Origin of the sequence: Mesorhizobium sp. B2-3-14, from assembly GCF_006442175.1 — a bacterium.
GTDB classification, from domain to species: Bacteria; Pseudomonadota; Alphaproteobacteria; order Rhizobiales; family Rhizobiaceae; genus Mesorhizobium; species Mesorhizobium australicum.
The window spans coordinates 703,867-721,832 of the sequence record NZ_VFVP01000002.1 but is presented as its reverse complement, the minus strand read 5'-3'; the positions used below and the strand labels follow the sequence as shown (position 1 = coordinate 721,832).

The 17,966-nt window shown below is 61.1% G+C and carries 17 protein-coding genes, 1 tRNA gene and 1 pseudogene; 2 read left to right on the top strand and 17 right to left on the bottom strand.

What is annotated here, in order from left to right:
- Nucleotides 1-109: 109 nt before the first annotated feature.
- The gene (locus tag FJ950_RS29460) at nucleotides 110-595 is read left to right on the top strand and encodes a hypothetical protein (protein ID WP_181166521.1); all 486 of its coding nucleotides are present in this window, start codon (nucleotides 110-112) and stop codon (nucleotides 593-595) included.
- Nucleotides 596-658: 63 nt separating this feature from the next.
- Here FJ950_RS29460 and FJ950_RS08135 read toward each other — a convergent pair.
- Nucleotides 659-734 (bottom strand) — tRNA-Lys (locus tag FJ950_RS08135).
- 255 nt (nucleotides 735-989) lie between these two features.
- Between FJ950_RS08135 and FJ950_RS08130 the strand changes: the two genes are divergently transcribed.
- Complete coding sequence (locus FJ950_RS08130) at nucleotides 990-1,460, top strand: BA14K family protein (protein ID WP_015317740.1); 471 nt, start codon at nucleotides 990-992, stop codon at nucleotides 1,458-1,460.
- A 105-nt stretch (nucleotides 1,461-1,565) separates the two neighbouring features.
- Here FJ950_RS08130 and FJ950_RS30175 read toward each other — a convergent pair whose 3' ends face one another.
- The 16 genes and pseudogenes from FJ950_RS30175 to FJ950_RS08055 all read right to left on the bottom strand — a co-directional run bounded on the left by FJ950_RS30175 (nucleotide 1,566) and on the right by FJ950_RS08055 (nucleotide 17,936).
- Nucleotides 1,566-1,802 carry a DUF6882 domain-containing protein gene (locus tag FJ950_RS30175; RefSeq protein ID WP_348641165.1) on the bottom strand — a complete coding sequence of 79 codons (237 nt, stop codon included), beginning with the start codon at nucleotides 1,800-1,802 and terminating at the stop codon, nucleotides 1,566-1,568.
- A gap of 79 nt (nucleotides 1,803-1,881) precedes the next feature.
- Nucleotides 1,882-2,043: pseudogene (locus tag FJ950_RS30170) on the bottom strand (DUF6882 domain-containing protein); the annotation flags it as partial.
- Nucleotides 2,044-2,075: 32 nt separating this feature from the next.
- Nucleotides 2,076-3,569, bottom strand: a complete 1,494-nt coding sequence (gene glpK, locus FJ950_RS08120; RefSeq protein ID WP_140616345.1) for a glycerol kinase GlpK — start codon at nucleotides 3,567-3,569, stop codon at nucleotides 2,076-2,078.
- 90 nt (nucleotides 3,570-3,659) lie between these two features.
- A complete protein-coding gene (locus FJ950_RS08115) occupies nucleotides 3,660-5,387 on the bottom strand; it encodes an ABC transporter substrate-binding protein (RefSeq protein WP_015317738.1) in 1,728 nt (575 codons plus the stop codon).
- A gap of 79 nt (nucleotides 5,388-5,466) precedes the next feature.
- Complete coding sequence (locus FJ950_RS08110) at nucleotides 5,467-5,754, bottom strand: DUF2160 domain-containing protein (protein WP_015317737.1); 288 nt, start codon at nucleotides 5,752-5,754, stop codon at nucleotides 5,467-5,469.
- 2 nt (nucleotides 5,755-5,756) lie between these two features.
- Nucleotides 5,757-6,674, bottom strand: coding sequence for a carbohydrate ABC transporter permease (locus tag FJ950_RS08105; protein ID WP_140616343.1), 918 nt, complete (start codon nucleotides 6,672-6,674; stop codon nucleotides 5,757-5,759).
- A gap of 1 nt (nucleotide 6,675) precedes the next feature.
- Entirely contained in the window at nucleotides 6,676-7,542 is an 867-nt protein-coding gene (locus FJ950_RS08100) for a sugar ABC transporter permease (RefSeq protein WP_015317735.1), read from the bottom strand.
- Complete coding sequence (locus FJ950_RS08095; protein WP_140616341.1) at nucleotides 7,543-8,610, bottom strand: ABC transporter ATP-binding protein; 1,068 nt, start codon at nucleotides 8,608-8,610, stop codon at nucleotides 7,543-7,545.
- A gap of 10 nt (nucleotides 8,611-8,620) precedes the next feature.
- Nucleotides 8,621-9,700: an ABC transporter ATP-binding protein gene (locus FJ950_RS08090; protein ID WP_140616339.1), complete on the bottom strand. Its 1,080-nt coding sequence runs from the start codon at nucleotides 9,698-9,700 to the stop codon at nucleotides 8,621-8,623.
- A gap of 41 nt (nucleotides 9,701-9,741) precedes the next feature.
- Entirely contained in the window at nucleotides 9,742-11,268 is a 1,527-nt protein-coding gene (gene glpD / locus FJ950_RS08085) for a glycerol-3-phosphate dehydrogenase (protein ID WP_140616337.1), read from the bottom strand.
- A gap of 126 nt (nucleotides 11,269-11,394) precedes the next feature.
- A complete protein-coding gene (locus tag FJ950_RS08080; RefSeq protein WP_015317731.1) occupies nucleotides 11,395-12,162 on the bottom strand; it encodes a DeoR/GlpR family DNA-binding transcription regulator in 768 nt (255 codons plus the stop codon).
- A gap of 126 nt (nucleotides 12,163-12,288) precedes the next feature.
- Nucleotides 12,289-13,701 carry a pyridoxal-dependent decarboxylase gene (locus tag FJ950_RS08075; protein WP_140616335.1) on the bottom strand — a complete coding sequence of 471 codons (1,413 nt, stop codon included), beginning with the start codon at nucleotides 13,699-13,701 and terminating at the stop codon, nucleotides 12,289-12,291.
- Nucleotides 13,702-13,815: 114 nt separating this feature from the next.
- Nucleotides 13,816-14,547, bottom strand: coding sequence for a peptidase (locus tag FJ950_RS08070; RefSeq protein ID WP_023773863.1), 732 nt, complete (start codon nucleotides 14,545-14,547; stop codon nucleotides 13,816-13,818).
- Between the two features lie 31 nt (nucleotides 14,548-14,578).
- Entirely contained in the window at nucleotides 14,579-15,370 is a 792-nt protein-coding gene (locus FJ950_RS08065; protein ID WP_015317728.1) for a transglutaminase family protein, read from the bottom strand.
- A 64-nt stretch (nucleotides 15,371-15,434) separates the two neighbouring features.
- The gene (locus FJ950_RS08060; protein ID WP_140616333.1) at nucleotides 15,435-16,376 is read right to left on the bottom strand and encodes an alpha-E domain-containing protein; all 942 of its coding nucleotides are present in this window, start codon (nucleotides 16,374-16,376) and stop codon (nucleotides 15,435-15,437) included.
- A 147-nt stretch (nucleotides 16,377-16,523) separates the two neighbouring features.
- Nucleotides 16,524-17,936, bottom strand: a complete 1,413-nt coding sequence (locus FJ950_RS08055; RefSeq protein ID WP_181166272.1) for a circularly permuted type 2 ATP-grasp protein — start codon at nucleotides 17,934-17,936, stop codon at nucleotides 16,524-16,526.
- Nucleotides 17,937-17,966: the final 30 nt, after the last annotated feature.

Below are 17,966 nucleotides of genomic sequence, written 5' to 3'. Positions count from 1 at the left end.
GCGCAAGGTGCGTCGAATGATCGATCCGTCCCCTGTTTGAGTAGATCCGCCGCCCTATTTCCTTCTGGTGCTGTCGACCTTGCGCTTGCGGCAGCCGAAGGAGGCCCAGATGCAGCAACCCAGGGATATCGCAGCGCGGCGCCTGAGCATGATCATCGAGCAATATGTCGAGGCCAGAAAACGGCATTTTGGCTTTGTGTCGACTGATCAGGCTGCCCGAGTGATCCGCAGAACCCTGAAGCCCGATCCTTCGGAGCCAGCGCTTTCCGATCACGACCTCGACGACATGGTCGCCGCCCTCGCCGTGAAGAACGGCCTGGCCGTCATCTTCGACCGTGGCGTGCGGGGACCGGCCAACGGCGCCGAGGCCGACCTGAACAGAAAGGAACCGATCATGCGAGCACCGACGGAGACCCCGGATGTTGCCGGCGCGGTGGACGCTATCCTGAGCGATCGCACTGCCCAGCTTTCGATGAGCGCGGTCATCTCGTTGCTGCGCGAACGGACCGGCACCAAGCGATCCGACGCGGATCTGACAGGACTGATCGCCAAGAAAGCCGCCGTTCTGGACGTGCACCTGTCAGGAGGCGTCTGAACGGTCGTTGAGCGCCGCAAAGATACATGGGCAAATCAAAAGCGCTGGCATGTCATTTGACGATGGTGAGCGCGATGGGATTCGAACCCATGACCTACTGATTAAAAGTCAGTTGCTCTACCGGCTGAGCTACGCGCTCCCGCGGGCTCGAAAAGGCCGCCCTCGAAATTGCGCGGAACATAGGGAGAGTGCCGCGACCGGTCAACCGGAAAAGAGGGGTTCCAAACCTGCTCTTTGCCCTAATTCGCTGCCCCTTGCTTGTTCCCCCGGGTTCTGGCGACCAGCCCGGCGGTTTGGGTTTCGTGCGGGAACGGCTGCCTACACGGCGGAACAAATCCGACGCACTGTCGTTTTTTGCCAAAGGGACGTTCGCCAACCCTCGAGGAGAATACCAATGAATAGAATCACAACGGGCCTGCTTGCCGCCACCCTTTCGGCGACATTCGTCGCGGCGGAGGTGGTGCCGGTCAACGCCCAGCCCAACTTCGTGCCACTCTCCCAGGCGGCAGCGCCGGATGTGCAGACGGTGCAATACCGGGAGTGGAGGAGAAACCGCTCCTTCGACCGCAATTTCTCGCGCAATCGAAGCTTTAGCCGCAACGGTGACATGTATTGGAATGGGCATCGCGGCTATCGTGAATATCGCCGCGGCTATCGCCGTCATGGCGACTACTGGTTCCCGCTGGCCGCCTTCGCGACTGGCGCGCTGATCACCGGCGCGATTGTCAACAACGAGAACAACCGCGTCTATGAAGGCAACTCGCACGTTCAGTGGTGCTACGATCATTATCGGAGCTACCGCGCTTCCGACAACACCTTCCAGCCGAACAATGGTCCTCGTCGGGAGTGCCGCTCCCCTTACTGATCCGTATTGAGTATCAGTAGCTGGTAATGGTGAGTAAAGGCCCGCGTGTAGAAGACGCGGGCCTTGTCGCGTCTATCCTAACATGGTTGGCAGTGGTCGCGTTTGTCAGCTGGCCCAGCTCAGGCTCTTGATAACCAGGTAAAGACCGCCACCTTTGCCGCGGGGAGAGCGGTACGCTCCAACAGCGTCGCAAATCCGTACCATAGCCCCGCTGAGTTCCCATCCGAGTGCTTCGAGGTCGTCGTCGGTATCGACCACGTAAGCCTGCGCCAGCTCGTCGATGCCGTTCTGTTCCCCGAAGGATCGGACCTGCTTTGCGTCCGCAAGGAGTTCGTCGGGCAGGTTGGAGTTCGCCCAGGCCCCACAGCCAGTTGCCAGCCATTGTGCTCGTGGAACCCGCGATCTGGATTTCGGCGACGACCGCGACCTTCCCTTCCTGTGAAAACAGCAGCTTCCCCGCTGTCAGGTCGTAGTCATAGCGCGGCCAGTGCCCCAAGTGGAAATCCTTCTCCAGACGGGCGTTCTTCGCGGTAAGCTGTTCGAATGCCTCCGCGCACCAGTTGCTATACCATTCCGGCGTCATTTCCCCCTCGCCAAGCCCTCACCTCAAGGCGATTATGGCACGCTCAATGTCCGGCGCACAGCGTCCCGCCAGCCCATCAATTTGACGGACCGGGTAGCGGATTCCATCTCGGGCACGAACCGCCGCTCCAGGGCCCAGGTCTTCGCGAATTCCCGCGCCTTCGGCCATACGCCGGCCTTCGAACCGGCAAGCCATGCCGCCCCCAGCGCGGTCGTCTCCAGAATTGTCGGCCGATCGACCGGCGCGTCGAGAATGTCGGCCAGGCGCTGCATGGTCCAGTCCGATGCCACCATGCCGCCATCGACCCTGAGCACCGTCTTTGCCTTGGCGCCCTTCCAATCCTTGTGCATGGCGTCGAGCAGGTCGCGGGTCTGGTAGGCGACGGATTCCAGTGCCGCGCGGGCAAACTCCGCCGGTCCGGTGTTGCGGGTCAATCCGAAAATCGCGCCCCGCGCCTCGGCATCCCAGTGCGGCGCACCGAGCCCGACAAAGGCCGGCACCAGATAGACGTTCTGCGTCGGATCGGCTTCCGCCGCGAGTTTGCCGCTCTGTTCTGCCTTGCCGATCACCTTGATGCCGTCGCGCAGCCATTGCACGGCAGCCCCAGCGATGAAGATCGAGCCTTCCAGCGCATAGGTGGTCTTGCCGTTCAGCCGATAGGCAATGGTGGTCAAGAGTCGGTTCTTCGACCGCACCAGGTCGCTGCCGGTGTTGAGCAACGCAAAACAGCCGGTGCCATAGGTGGATTTCATCATGCCCGGTTCGAAGCAGGCCTGGCCAATCGTCGCGGCATGCTGGTCGCCGGCAACGCCGAGGATTCTGATTTCGGCGCCAAACAGGTTTTTCTCTGTTATTCCATAATCATCGGCGCAATCCTTGACTTGGGGCAGCATCGCGGCGGGGATGCGCAGGATGGCCAGCAGCTCCTCGTCCCAGGCATTCTCCGCAATGTTGTAGACCAGCGTGCGCGACGCGTTGGTGGCATCAGTGGCGTGAACCTTGCCGCCGGTCAGCCGCCAGATCAAAAAGCTGTCGATGGTGCCGGCGAGCAGCTCGCCCCTCTCGGCACGCTTCCTCGCGCCCTTCACCTTGTCCAGCATCCAGGCGATCTTGGTGCCGGAGAAATAGGGGTCGAGCAGCAGGCCGGTCTTGCGGGTGAATTTCTTCTCAAGCCCCTGCTTCCTGAGCTTCTGGCATAGCGGTGCGGTGCGCCGGTCCTGCCAGACAATGGCGTTGTGAATCGGTTTGCCGGTCGCTTTATCCCAGATGACGACCGTCTCGCGCTGGTTGGTGATGCCGATCGCAGCCACATCCGAAGCGTCGCGGCCGGCATTCTTCAGCGCAGCCCTCACCGTCTCAATGACGCTCGACCAGATCTCCTCCGGATCGTGTTCGACCCAGCCTGAGGCCGGATAGTGCTGGGCGAATTCCTTCTGCCCGCTGCCTGCGACATTCATCGTGCCGTCGAACAGGATCGCCCGTGTCGATGTCGTTCCCTGGTCGATCGCAAGCACCAAACCGCTCATTCTGCATCCTCCGCCTTAACAAAAAGAAGGGAGACGGCAACGCGCCGCCTCCCTCAATTCACACGGGCGCGAACGCCCGCATAGATCGTCTTACTTTTGCCAGCTCTTGACCAGTTCGTCGTAGTTGATGGTGACCGGCTTTTCCTTCTCGTTCTCGATCTTGAGCTGAGGCGCGAGATTGCCCTTCTTGACCGCGTCGGCGTTCCAGTAGGCGAGATCATGCTCTTCGGCCATCTTCGGGCCGATATCGCCCTGGACACCCGATTTCTCGATGCGGCTCATGACCTTCTCCTGCTCGCCGCAGAGCGAGTCCATCGCTTCCTGCGCCGTCTTGGCTCCGGACGACGCATCGCCGATTGCCTGCCACCAGAGCTGAGCCAGCTTCGGATAGTCAGGCACGTTGGTGCCGGTCGGGGACCACTGCACACGGGCGGGTGAGCGGTAGAACTCGATCAGGCCGCCGAGCTTCGGCGCACGTTCGGTGAAGCTCTTGTCGTGGATAGTACTCTCGCGGATGAAGGTCAGGCCGACATGGCTCTTCTTCACGTCCACGGTCTTCGAGGTGACGAATTGCGCGTAGAGCCAGGCGGCCTTGGCGCGATCGGTCGGCGTCGACTTCATCAGCGTCCAGGAACCCACGTCCTGGTAGCCGAGCTTCATGCCGTCCTTCCAGTAGACGCCGTGCGGCGACGGCGCCATGCGCCACTTCGGCGTGCCATCGTCGTTCAGCACCGCCTTGGCGCCGGCGTCGACCATCGAAGCGGTGAAGGCGGTGTACCAGAAGATCTGCTGGGCAACCGCCCCTTGCGCCGGCACCGGGCCGGATTCGGAGAAGGTCATGCCTTGCGCTTCGGCAGGCGCGTAGGCTTTCAACCAGTCGAGATACTTCTGGATCGAATAGACCGCCGCAGGACCATTGGTATCGCCGCCGCGGGCGGTGCAGGAGCCGACAGGGCGTGAATTCTCGTCGACCTTGATGCCCCACTCGTCGACCGGCAAGCCATTCGGCAGGCCCTTGTCGCCATTGCCGGCCATCGACAGCCAGGCGTCGGTGAACCGCCAGCCCAGCGACGGGTCCTTCTTGCCGTAGTCCATGTGGCCATAGACCTTCTTGCCGTCTATCTCGCGACCGGTGAAGAATTCGGCGATATCCTCATACGCCGACCAATTGACCGGAACGCCGAGGTCGTAGCCGTATTTCGCCTTGAAGTCGGCCTTGTTCTTCTCGTCGTTGAACCAGTCGTAACGGAACCAGTAGAGGTTGGCGAACTGCTGATCGGGCAGTTGGTAGAGCTTCTTGTCGGGAGCCGTCGTGAACGAGGTGCCGATGAAGTCCTTCAGGTCCAGGTTCGGATTGGTGACGTCCTTGCCCTCACCCGCCATCCAGTCGGTCAGATTGCGCACCTGCTGGTAGCGCCAGTGGGTGCCGATCAGGTCGGAATCGTTGACCCAGCCGTCATAGAGGTTCTGGCCGGTCTGCATCTGCGTCTGGATCTTCTCAACGACGTCGCCTTCCTGGATAACGTCATGTGTGATCTTGATGCCGGTGATGGCGGTAAAGGCCGGCGCCAGCACCTGCGATTCATACTGGTGGGTGGCGATGGTTTCAGAGACGACCTTGATGTCCATGCCGGCGAACGGCTTGGCGGCGTCGATGAACCATTGCATTTCGGCTTCCTGATCGGCGCGCGAAAGCGTCGACAGGGGGCCGATTTCCTTGTCCAGGAAGGACTTGGCTTCGTCCATTCCGGCATAGGCATTGCCTGCCCCCAGCAACAGGACAAGGGCGGTCGTTGACGTTAAAAATTGCCGTCGCATTAGTTTCCTCCACAGTTTTAAGTTTCAAGTGCGATCTGGAGCAGTCGCCGGCACGCGGCCGCTCCAACAGTTTCCCCCTCTATACGTAGCGGAACACGCCGACGGCGTAGACCACGGAGAGAGCGAGAGCCCACCAAAGGTTGGATCCGACGAGACCCAGCCAAGCGAGATGAATAAAGGCACTGCCAAGCAGCGACAGAAACAGGCGATCGCCGCGTGTCGTCTCGAAGCGCAGCATGCCGACGCGCGGATTGCCGCCTGGCGAGGCGTATTCCCAAGCGGCCATGCCGCACAGCAACAGAAGAATGGTGGCGAAGAAAGCGGCCGTCGGCCACGTCCACGCCATCCAGGAGAGGTCGAGATTCATGATCATACCCTCCCCAGGGCGAAGCCCTTGGCGATATAGTTGCGGACAAACCAGATGACGAGCGCACCAGGGATCAGCGTCAGCACGCCGGCTGCGGCAAGGAGGCCCCAGTCCATGCCGGCGGCCGATACGGTGCGCGTCATGGTGGCGGCGATCGGCTTGGCGTCGGTGGTGGTCAGTGTGCGCGCGATCAACAGTTCCACCCATGAGAACATGAAGCAGAAGAAGCAGGCGACGCCGATGCCGCTGGCGATCAGCGGCATGAATATCCTGACAAAGAAGCGCGGGAAGGAATAGCCGTCAATATAGGCGGTTTCATCGATCTCCTTCGGCACGCCCGACATGAAGCCTTCGAGGATCCACACCGCCAGCGGCACGTTGAACAGGCAGTGCGCCAGCGCCACCGCGATATGCGTGTCGATGAGGCCGAAGGCCGAATAGAGCTGGAAGAACGGCAGTGCGAACACGGCCGGCGGCGCCATGCGGTTGGTCAGCAGCCAGAAGAATAGATGCTTATCGCCGAGGAAACGATAGCGCGAGAAAGCGTAAGCCGCAGGCAGCGCCACCGACACCGAAATCACCATGTTCATGACGACATAGGTGATCGAGTTGATGTAGCCGGAATACCAAGCCCTCTGCGTGAAGATGGTGACGTAGTTGGCGATTGTCGGCGTGTGCGGGTAGAGCGTCATCGAGTTGACGATCTCGGCATTGGTCTTGAAGCTCATATTGATGAGCCAGTAAATCGGCAGCAGAAGTACGATGATGTAGAGCGTCGGCACGATCCACCACCAGCGCGATTCCTCGCCGCGCCGGCGCATGCGCCTGTCGAGATCGCTCTGCGACAGTGTACCGGCGAGACTTTCCGAGGCGGTCCCGTTCATCGAATTGCGCTCGGTTCGTTCATTGGCGCCAGCCATTTCAGCGCTCCGCGTCGTAATTGGTCATCACGGTGTAGAACACCCATGACAACAACAGGATGATGAGGAAGTAGACCAGCGACATGGCGGCCGCCGGGCCAAGGTCGAACTGGCCGAGCGCCGTCTTGACGAGGTCGATCGACAGGAAGGTCGTCGAGTTGCCCGGCCCGCCGCCGGTGACGACGAACGGTTCGGTGTAGATCATGAAACTGTCCATGAAGCGCAGCAGCACGGCGATCAAAAGCACGCGCTGCATCTTAGGCAGCTGGATGTAGCGGAATACCGCCCATCGCGAGGCCCCGTCGATCTTTGCCGCCTGGTAGAAGGCATCGGGGATCGAGACCAGTCCGGCATAGCAGAGCAGCACGACAAGGCTGGTCCAGTGCCAGACATCCATGACGATGATCGTCACCCAGGCATCGAACGGATCCTGCACATAATTGTAGTCGATGCCGAGCGCGTTGAGGTAATAGCCCAACAGCCCGATGTCGTTGCGTCCGAACACCTGCCAGATGGTGCCGACGACATTCCACGGGATCAGCAGTGGCAGCGACATCAGCACCAGGCAGACCGGCACGCCCCAGCCCTTCTTCGGCATGTTGAGCGCGATGAAGATGCCGAGCGGCACCTCGATCGCCAGGATGATAAAGGAAAAGATCAGGTTGCGAACCATCGCTTCCCAGAAGCGGCTGGATGAAAGCAGTTCCTCGAACCATTCGGTGCCGGCCCAGGTGAAGACATTGTTGCCGAACGTGTCCTGCACCGAATAGTTGACCACCGTCATCAGCGGTATGACGGCGGTGAAGGCCACCAGCACCAGCACCGGCAGCACGAGGAACCAGGCCTTGTTGTTCCAGGTCTTGTCCATCTATGCCCCCATCTCGACACGCCAGGAACCGGCATAGATGTTGATGCCGGCCGGATCGAACCGCACCTTCGGTTCGGCTGGCACGGTCTCGTCCTCACCTATGACGGCAGCGATGTCCCTGCCTTCCAGCTTGGCGCGAACCACCTTGTGGCGGCCGACATCCTCGACCTTGGTGATCGAGACGGCCATGCCGTCCCGGCCGAGCCGCACATATTCGGGGCGAATGCCGAGTTCGACGGCGCCGCCGGCGGCTTTGGGCGCGCCCGGCAGTTCGATACGCTGCGAGCCGAGCGTCGCCGTCTTGCCGTCGATCGCCACAGGCATGACGTTCATGCCCGGCGAACCGATGAAATAACCGACAAAGGTATGGCGCGGCCGCTCGAACAGTTCGGCCGGCGTGCCGATCTGCACGATGCCGCCATCATACATGACGACGACCTGGTCAGCGAAGGTCAGCGCCTCGGTCTGGTCGTGGGTGACATACACCATCGTGTAGCCGAAGCGGCGATGAAGCTGTTTCAATTGCGAGCGCAGCACCCACTTCATATGCGGGTCGATGACGGTCAGCGGCTCGTCGAACAGGATGGCGTTGACGTCCGAGCGCACCAGGCCGCGGCCGAGCGAGATCTTCTGCTTCTGGTCGGCGGTCAGGCCCCTGGCCTTCTTCTTCGCCCAGGACGCCAGGTCGATCATCTCCAGCGTCTCGCGCACCTTGCGGTCGACATCTGCCTCCGGTACGCCGCGATTGCGTAGCGGGAACGCCAGATTGTCATAGACCGTCATGGTGTCGTAGATGACCGGGAACTGGAACACCTGCGCGATATTGCGCTCCTGCGTCGACAGATTGGTCACGTCCCTGCCGTTGAACAGCAACTGGCCATGCGAGGGATGCAGCAGCCCCGATATGATGTTGAGCAGCGTGGTCTTGCCGCAGCCGGACGGTCCGAGCAGCGCGTAGGCACCACCATCCTCGAAAGTGTGATGCACTTCGCGCAGCGCGAAATCGGCATCCTTGCGCGGGTTCGGTAGATAGGAATGCCTGACATGGTTGACGTCGATGCGCGCCATATCGTCCTCCTCAAGCCGCCAGCTTCGGCGCGGTCACGGCCCGGCCGTGCTCGTCGAAGACCATGATGTGACGTGGATCGATGAACACTTCGACCACCGCGTCTGTCTCGAAATCCCTGATGCCATGGGTCAACATCACCCAGCGCACATCGGCAAAGTCGAGATGGATGAAGCTTTCGGACCCGGTGATTTCCGTGATGGTGACTTTCGCCCGCACCGGCACCGCGGAGGCATTGGGCCGGTCGAGCGAAAGATGGTGCGGCTGGAAGCCGACCGTATAGTTCGCATCGGCGATGCCGACGAGATCAGCGGGCACCGGCAGCTTGACGCCGCCCTCCAGCAGAAAATCCGCCCCCTTCTTGGCCAGCACGATGGTGTTGAGCGGCGGATCGGCGAAGGTCTTCGCCGTCACCAGGTCGACCGGTTTGCGGAACACGTCGATGGTCGGCCCAAACTGGGTGATGCGGCCTTCCGACAGCGTTGCCGTATTGCCGCCGAGCAGCAGGGCCTCATGTGGCTCGGTGGTGGCATAGACGAAGATGGTACCGGCGGCCGCGAATATCCTCGGCAGTTCGGCTCGCAATTCCTCGCGCAATTTGTAGTCGAGATTTGCAAGCGGTTCGTCGAGCAGCACAAGGCTGGCATTCTTGACGATGGCGCGCGCCAGCGCGGTGCGCTGCTGCTGCCCGCCCGACAGATTGAGCGGCGTGCGGTCGAGATAGGGGGTCAGTTTGAGGAGTGCCGCCGCTTCGCGCACCTGGCTGTCGATCTTGCCCTGCTCGACGCCGGCCACCTTGAGGGGTGAGGCGATGTTGTCATAGACGGTCATCGCCGGATAATTGATGAACTGCTGGTAGACCATGGCGATCTTGCGCTTCTGCACAGGCGTGCCAGTGACATTCCGGCCGTCGAACCAGACCGAGCCGGAGGTCGGCACATCGAGGCCGGCCATCAGCCGCATCAGGCTGGTCTTGCCTGAAAGTGTGGGCCCGAGCAAAACGTTGAGCGAGCCGTGCTGAAGCGTCAGCGACACGTCGCGGATGTGCTCGACCGCACCGACCGTCTTGGTGACGTTCCTCAGTTCCAGCATGACGCCTCCTCCCAGGCTTTCCGCATCAGCTCAAAACCTCTTCATTCGGCGGCCGCGACGTGCTGCCGGCTTATGCCGCGCATGAATTCATCGAGTGCCGCGACCTGCTCGCGGTTAAGATGCAGGCCGCGCTTGGTTCGCCGCCACAGCACGTCTTCCGCCGTCACAGCCCATTCGTTTTCAACGAGATAGCGCACCTCGGCTTCGTGGAGATCGCCACCGAAATTGCGGCCGAGATCGGCAATCGACTTGGCCAAGCCGAGCAGCACCTGTACACGCGTTCCATAGAGCCTCGTCAGCCGGCGCGCCAAGCGCTGGTCGAGGAAAGGATAGGCGCTTTTCAGCTTCGCCACCTGCGCATCGAAACCCGTGGCCGGAAAATCGCCGCCCGGCAGCGGCGCATCTGATGTCCACGGCTTGCCGCGCTTGCCGAGAAAACCTTCGATCTTCTCCAGCATCGATTCCGACAGCCGGCGATAGGTGGTGATCTTGCCGCCAAACGCGTTGACCAGCGGCGCGGCGCCGTCGCCGCCATCCGCCTTCAGCACATAGTCACGTGTCGCTTCCTGCGCCTTGGAGGCGCCGTCATCGTAGAGCGGACGCACGGCCGAATAGGTCCAGACGATGTCGGAACGCTTGACGGGAACCGCGAAATACTCGCTCGCCGCGGCACAGAGATAGTCGATCTCGGTGTCGCTGATCCTCACATCGTGTGGGTCGCCGGGATAATCCTGGTCGGTGGTGCCGATCAGCGTGAACTCGTCTTCGTAGGGGATGGCGAAGATGATGCGGCCGTCCCTGTTCTGGAAGAAATAGGCGCGCGGGTCGTCGAACTTCTTGGCGATGACGATGTGGCTGCCCTGCACGAGGCGGACATTGTGCACGTCGTTGAGGCCGACGACGCCGGACAGCACGTGGTCGACCCAAGGACCCGCCGCATTGACCAGCAACCGTGCCTTGACCTCGTCGGTCTCGCCGGTCCGCAGGTCCTCGATCTTTATCGCCCAGATTCCGCCCTCGCGGCGCGCTCCAACCACTTTGGTGCGAGTCCGGATCGTTGCGCCCCGGTCAGCGGCGTCACGAGCATTCAGCGCTACCAGCCGCGCATCGTTGACCCAGCCATCCGAATATTCGAAAGCCTTTTTGAACAGCGGCTTCAAAGGCTTGCCCGCCGGGTCGCTTGCCATGTCGAGCGTTCTGGTCGCCGGCAGCAACTTGCGCCCGCCGATGTGGTCGTAAAGGAAAAGGCCGAGCCGGATCAGCCAGGCCGGGCGCAGGCCCTTGGCATAGGGCAGCACGAAGCGCATCGGCCAGATGATGTGCGGAGCGTTCTTCCACAGAACCTCGCGCTCCATCAGCGCCTCGCGCACCAGGCGGAATTCATAGAATTCGAGATAGCGCAGCCCGCCATGGATCAGCTTGGTCGAACCGGACGAGGTTCCGCTGGCGAGATCGTTCATTTCGGCGAGAAAGACCGAGAACCCGCGTCCCACGGCATCGCGGGCGATGCCGCAGCCGTTGATGCCGCCACCTATGACGAAAATGTCCCGGACTGAAGATGTGTCCACCTAGCTCCTCCACGATTTCGCATTGCACCATTTTTGCTCTTTTGCGAAACCGTGGCGGAATTATTTCGAACTCATAACGAATGTCAAACGAAATATCACACGCCTGTGAGAAGACCGTGAATTGCGTCAGCCAAGCGACGTCTCGATGAGCTGAACCTCGGCCTCCTGGCAGATCTTGCGCACGGACGGGATGTCGCAGCGATCGGTGATGAAGGTGTTGACCTGCGACAGATGGCCGATACGCACAGGCGCCGTGCGTTCGAACTTGGTCTGGTCGGAAACCAGGATGACGTGCCTGGCGTTGGCGATGATCGCTTGCGCCACCTTCACCTCGCGGAAATCAAAATCGAGCAGCGCGCCATCATGATCGATAGCCGAGGCGCCGATGACAGCGTAGTCGACCTTGAACTGCCTGATGAAATCGACCGCCGCCTCGCCGACAACACCCCCGTCGGAGCCGCGCACCACGCCGCCCGCAATCACCACCTCGATCGAGGGATAGATGCGCATCCTATTGGCAACATTGATGTTATTGGTGATGACCATCAGGCCGTCGTGATCGAGTAGCGCCTTGCTGACCGCCTCTGTCGTGGTGCCGATGTTGATGAACAGCGAGGCGTTGTCGGGGATCAGCCTGGCCGCCGCGCGGCCTATCGCTTCCTTCTCGTCGGCCGCGATCTTGCGCCTGGCTTCATACTCCATGTTCTCGATACCGGACGGGAACAAGGCGCCGCCATGGACACGCGAAAGCAGCCGCTGGTCGCACAAGTCGTTGAGGTCCTTGCGTATGGTCTGCGGCGTCACGTTGAAATGCGTGGCCAGGTCATCAACCAGCACGCGGCCGTTGTCCTTGGCCATCTGGATGATCTCGGCATGGCGCGGCGACAGATACATAAGGCAAGCTCCCGTTTTCGTTTTTCTTGCTTATAATAGAAAACGAAACCGATGAAAAGGTGCAAGCCGGCTAACGAAATCTGATGATTGTACGGGTGAACCTCGGTGCCACCTTCATCCAGCCTTTCAGGCCGTGGCACGCGCAATTTCGGTAATGGCGGTGAAAGCGGCATCGACGTCTCCCGCCGTCGCGTCGAACTGGCCGACCTGGAAGCGGATCGCCACCTTTCCATCGACCTTCGTTTGCGTCAGGTAGATGCGGCCATCGTCGTTGATCGCATTGACGAGCCGCAGATTGTGCTCGTCGGCATCGGCGCCCGAGGCAGCCTTGTGCCGGAACGAAAACAGCGACAGCATCGGCTCGGTGACGATCTCGAAATCCACCTCCCTTGCCAGCCGAGCGGCAAGGCCCTCGCTCCAGGCGACATGGTTGCGGATCATGGTTCGCAGGTTTTCCAGTCCATGCGCGCGCAGCAGAAACCAAAGCTTCAGCGCCCGGAAGCGCCGACCAAGCGGCACCGACCATTCGGAATAGTTGATGATGCCGTCGCGGCCATGTGTCTTAAGGAATTCGGGCTTGATGGCCAGCGTGCGAACGAGGTCCTCGGGCTGGCGAATGAACTGCATCGAGCAGTCGAATTGCGCGCCCAGCCATTTGTGGGGGTTGAAGACGATGGAATCCGCCAGCTCGGCGCCAGCCCAGAAATGCCGGTACTCCGGGCAGATCATCGCCGACCCGGCCCAGGCGGCATCGACATGCAGGTAGAGCCCATGCCGACCGGCGACTGCCGCAATTGCTGCAATATCGTCCGTGCCCCCGGTGCTGGTGCCGCCGACGCTGGCGATGATGCCGGCGGGCAACATGCCGGCCGCGCGGTCGGCGACGATTGCCGCGTCGAGTGCGGCTGCGTCCATGGCGCGAAAACGGCCGGCGACAGGAATGCGCACGAGATTGTCCTCGCCTATGCCTGACACCCAGATCGCCCGATCGATCGAAGTGTGCACCTGATCGGAGGAATAGATGCGCAATCGGCCCTGCCCGGCCAATCCTTTTTTGTTGCCTTGCCAGTCCAGCGCCCGCTCGCGCATCGTCAACACCGCGTTGAGTGTCGCCGACGAGGCCGAATCCTGGATAACGCCGGAGAATCCTTCCGGCAGGCCGAGCGCCTGGCGCATCCAGTCGACGGTCCGCATTTCAAGCTCGGTCGCCGCCGGCGAGGTCTGCCAGAGCATGCATTGCGCGGCCATCGCCGACACCAGATATTCAGCCACCACCGAGACCGGCGCCGCGTTGGCCGGGAAATAGGCGAAGAAGCGCGGGTGCTGCCAATGCGTCATCCCCGGCACGATCTTCTCTTGGAAATCGGCGAAAATCCTGTCCATCGACTCCGCGTCTTCGGGCGGCGACGCCTCGATGCTCCTGAAAATGTCGCCCGGCTCGATCAGCGGCCGCACCGGCCGCTCACGCAAATTGTTGCGATAGTCGGCGCCCCAATCAGCGGCGCGTTGCGACCATTGCCGGAAATCATCATTGTTCATCTTGTCCTCCCGACAGGTCATTCGCTGCCGGTGGTAGCCGCCGGCTCCTCAAGATCGGATATTAGTCACCATGTGAAATATTTGAAGCCGCCGACGGGCGGCGAGATATTCGGACTAGCCAGGAAAATCCGGCAGGCTGGCGAAGGCCGTCTTCAGCGCATTCGACCATCCATCGGAGATCGTGCGGTAATACTGGTCGTCCTGGCCGATCCGCTTTTTAAGGCCGACCTGAAAGGCGTCCTGCTCCAGGAAAAGCAGGTCGAGCGGCAGGCCGACCGACAGGTTCGACTTCAGCGTCGAATCGAACGACACCAGAAGCAGTTTCACCGTCTCGGCCAGGCTCATCGTCTTTTCGTAGGCGCGAATGATGATCGGCTTGCCGTACTTGGTTTCTCCGATCTGGAAGAACGGCGTGTCCTCGGTCGACTCAATGAAATTGCCTTCGGGGTAGATCATGAACAGGCGTGGCGGGCTGCCCTTGATCTGCCCGCCCAGGATGAAGGAAGCATTGAAATAGGAATCGGCCTTCTCGCCGGCGGGCGACGATTGCGCGATCACTTCCTTCACCGTGTCGCCGAGCAGCCGCACCGTCTGGTACATGGATGGCGTCTCGAGCAGCTTCTCATGACGGTCGGTCACCGCCTTTGTGCGTTCGTCGAGCAGGCTGACCACGGCCTGTGTCGTCGCCAGGTTGCCAGCCGACATCAGCACGATGACGCGCTCGCCCGGCTGTTCCCAGACATGCATCTTCTTGAAGGTCGAGATCGAATCCATACCGGCATTGGTGCGCGTGTCCGACATGAACACGAGCCCGCGATCGATCTTAAGGCCGACGCAATAGGTCATGGAATCTCTTAAGGCGGTAATCCCTGGGGGATTACTGCTCTACCGTGACGGTGACCGCAAGCAGTTCTTCCGCCTGTCCCAGTCGAATTCCCGACACAGGCGAAGCGTCACGGTAGTCGCGGCCGGTGGCCACCTTCACATAGCGTTCGTCGGGAGAAATACCGTTGGCGGGATCGAAGGCAACCCAGCCGAGGCCCGCGACATGCGCTTCTGCCCAGGCGTGGCTTGCTGCCTGCTCCACTGCATCCATCATCAGATAGCCGCTGACATAACGGGCCGGAAATCCCATGGCGCGCGCGGCGGCGGCAAAGATGTGGCTATGGTCCTGGCAGACTCCGGTTTTCAGTACCAAAGCTTCCTCGGCCGAGGTCGTCGCATTGGTTGTTCCCGGCGTGTAGGCGACGCGCTCGCCAATGGCAGCCATCAGCCGGTGCAGCCTGTCAAGGTCGGTGCCCTTGCCGACCGCCTCGGTAAGATCACGGATGCCGCCGCCTATGGTGGTCAAAGCGGTCTCCTGCGCGAACAACCAGAGTGGCGCGAAGCCTTGATGAGGCCCACAAACACCCGATGTATCGCGCGTCACCACCTCGCCCAACGCTTCGACTGTGATGAAGTCGTGGTCACCCTCGACGCTCAACAGCCTGTTGTCGTTGCCGTAATGATCGGTAAATCGCACTTCCTCGCGCGCACCCTCGACCTTCAGCGCCCAGGACAGCACGGTCTGAGTCGGCCCGCTCACGGGAAGCAGCCGCAGCCTCTGGAGCAAATACTGCACCGGTGCGTCGTAGCGGTATTCGGTCCGGTGCGTGATTTTCAGCCGCATGGCCATCTTCCGTTCGCGTGCATGATCTCTAGCGAAAACCGATATCCACTTCCCGGCATCATGCTCAATAAAACCTGTAGTCCTGCGCGATCTCGTCGCCGAGCCTGGTGTTGTCGCGAATGAACCCGGCCAGGAACTCGTGCAGCCCGGCATCGAATATGTCCTTGATCGATCCTGCTTGCAGCATTGCCTGCGTGTTTTGCGCCGTCGCATGGCAGGCATGGCGCTCGCCATAGTCGTCGCCCAGGAACTTCAGATGCTCTGCCAGGAAGCGATAGCAGAAGGTCAGCGATCGCGGCATGCGGACGTTGAGAATCAGGTAGTCGGCGATGTTGGTCGGCTTATAGTCGGCATCATAAACCCAGCGATACGAGCGATGCGCCGACACCGAGCGCAGGATCGATTCCCACTGATAGTTGTCGAGCGTCGAGCCGACCCAGGAGATCGACGGCAACAGCACGTAGTATTTCACGTCGAGGATGCGCGCGGTGTTGTCGGCGCGCTCGACATAGGTGCCGAGCTGCGAGAAATCGAAGATCTCGTTGCGCAGCATGGTGCCGTAAAACGAGCCGCGGATCAGCGCTGTCTCGCGCTTGATCGCGTCGAGCACGTTGGGCAGGTCGCGCTCGTCGATCGGCCTCGCCAGCATCCGTTTCAGCGCCATCCAGGCTTCGTTGATGCTCTCCCATGTCTCGCGCGTCAGCGCGGTGCGCACCATGCGCGCATTGTTGCGGGCGGTCTCGATCGACGACATCGTGCTCGATGGGTTCGACGTGTCGCGCAAGAGAAAATCGGAGACATTGGCCGCGGTATAGTCCGGGTATTTCTGCTTGAAGGTGATGTCTGAGCCGGCGCTGAGCAGCACCGAATTCCACTCCTCCGACGCGCTCTGGGTGCGAGTGAGCGCCATGCGCAGCCCGGCGTCGACCAGCCGCGCCATGTTTTCCGCCCGCTCAATATAGCGGTTCATCCAGTAGAGCCCGTTGGCGGTGCGGCCGAGAAGCATGGGAAGGCCCTTGGGCTAGTGAGTAGGGATCAGTGAGTAGTCAGTACTAAATAGTTGAATCCATATGAGATATGGCATGCGCTTTCCCTCTGTAGCTGACTACTCACTACTCACTACTCACTAATCGCTAATCCCTACCGGCTCAGCTCAATCATCCAGCACCCAGGTATCTTTCGTCCCGCCGCCCTGGGAGGAATTCACCACCAGTGAGCCTTCCTTCAGCGCCACCCGCGTCAGCCCGCCGGGCACGATCTGGATGCGATCCGAGACCAGGACGTAGGGCCTGAGATCGACGTGGCGCGGCGCCAGCCCCTTTTCAGTCAGGATCGGACAGGTCGAGAGCGCGAGCGTCGGCTGGGCGATGTAATTAGACGGTTTGGCCTGCAGCTTCTTGGCGAAATCCTGACATTCCTTCTTGGTCGCCGCCGGGCCGACCAGCATGCCGTAGCCGCCGGAACCATGCACTTCCTTGATCACCAGTTCGTGGATGTGCTCGAGCACATATTTCAGGCTGTCCGGTTCCGAACAGCGCCAGGTCGGGATGTTGCCGAGGATCGCCTTGCGGCCGGTGTAGAATTCGACGATCTCGGGCATATAGGAATAGATCGCCTTGTCGTCGGCGATACCCGTGCCGGGCGCATTGGCGATGGTGATATTGCCGGCGCGATAGACATCCATGATGCCGGGTATGCCAAGCGCTGAATCCGGCCTGAAAGTCAGCGGATCGAGGAAGGAATCATCGACGCGGCGGTAAAGCACGTCGATCTGCTTGTAGCCTTCGGTGGTGCGCATCGCGACATGGCCGTCGACGACGCGCAGGTCCTGGCCCTCTACAAGCTGCACACCCATCTGGTCGGCAAGGAAAGCGTGTTCGAAATAGGCGGAATTGAAACTGCCCGGCGTCAGCACCGCAATGGTTGGGGCACCCTTGGTGTTCTGCGGCCGCACGGCCGCCAGCGACTGGCGCAGCAGCTGCGGATAGTTCTCCACTGGCCGCACCTTGATCTTCTGGAACAACTCGGGGAACAGCTGCATCATCGTTTCGCGGTTCTCCAGCATGTAGGAGACACCGGACGGCGTGCGCGCATTGTCTTCCAGAACGTAGAACTCGTCCTCGCTGATGCGAACGATGTCGACGCCGATAATGTGGGTATAGACGCCGGCCGGCGGCCGCACGCCGATCATCTCCGGCAGGAAGGCCTCGTTCCTGGCGATCAGATCCCTTGGGACGCGGCCGGCGCGCAGGATTTCCTGGCGATGGTAGATGTCGTCGAGGAAGGCGTTCAGCGCCTGGACGCGCTGCTCGATGCCCTGCGTCAGGCGCCGCCACTCATTGCCTGAAATGATGCGAGGGACGATGTCGAACGGGATCAGCCGCTCGGAGGCTTCCTGTTCGCCATAGACGGCGAAGGTAATGCCAGTCTTGCGAAAGACGCGTTCGGCGTCCTGCATCTTCTCGGTAAGCCTGGCTGGATCCTGCTCCTTCAGCCAGCGATCGTAAGCCGAATACGGTCTTCTCAATCCGGAGACTTCCGGAAGCATTTCATCGAACGCTGCCAATCGCATACTCCCCTGTGAAGCCATTTCACT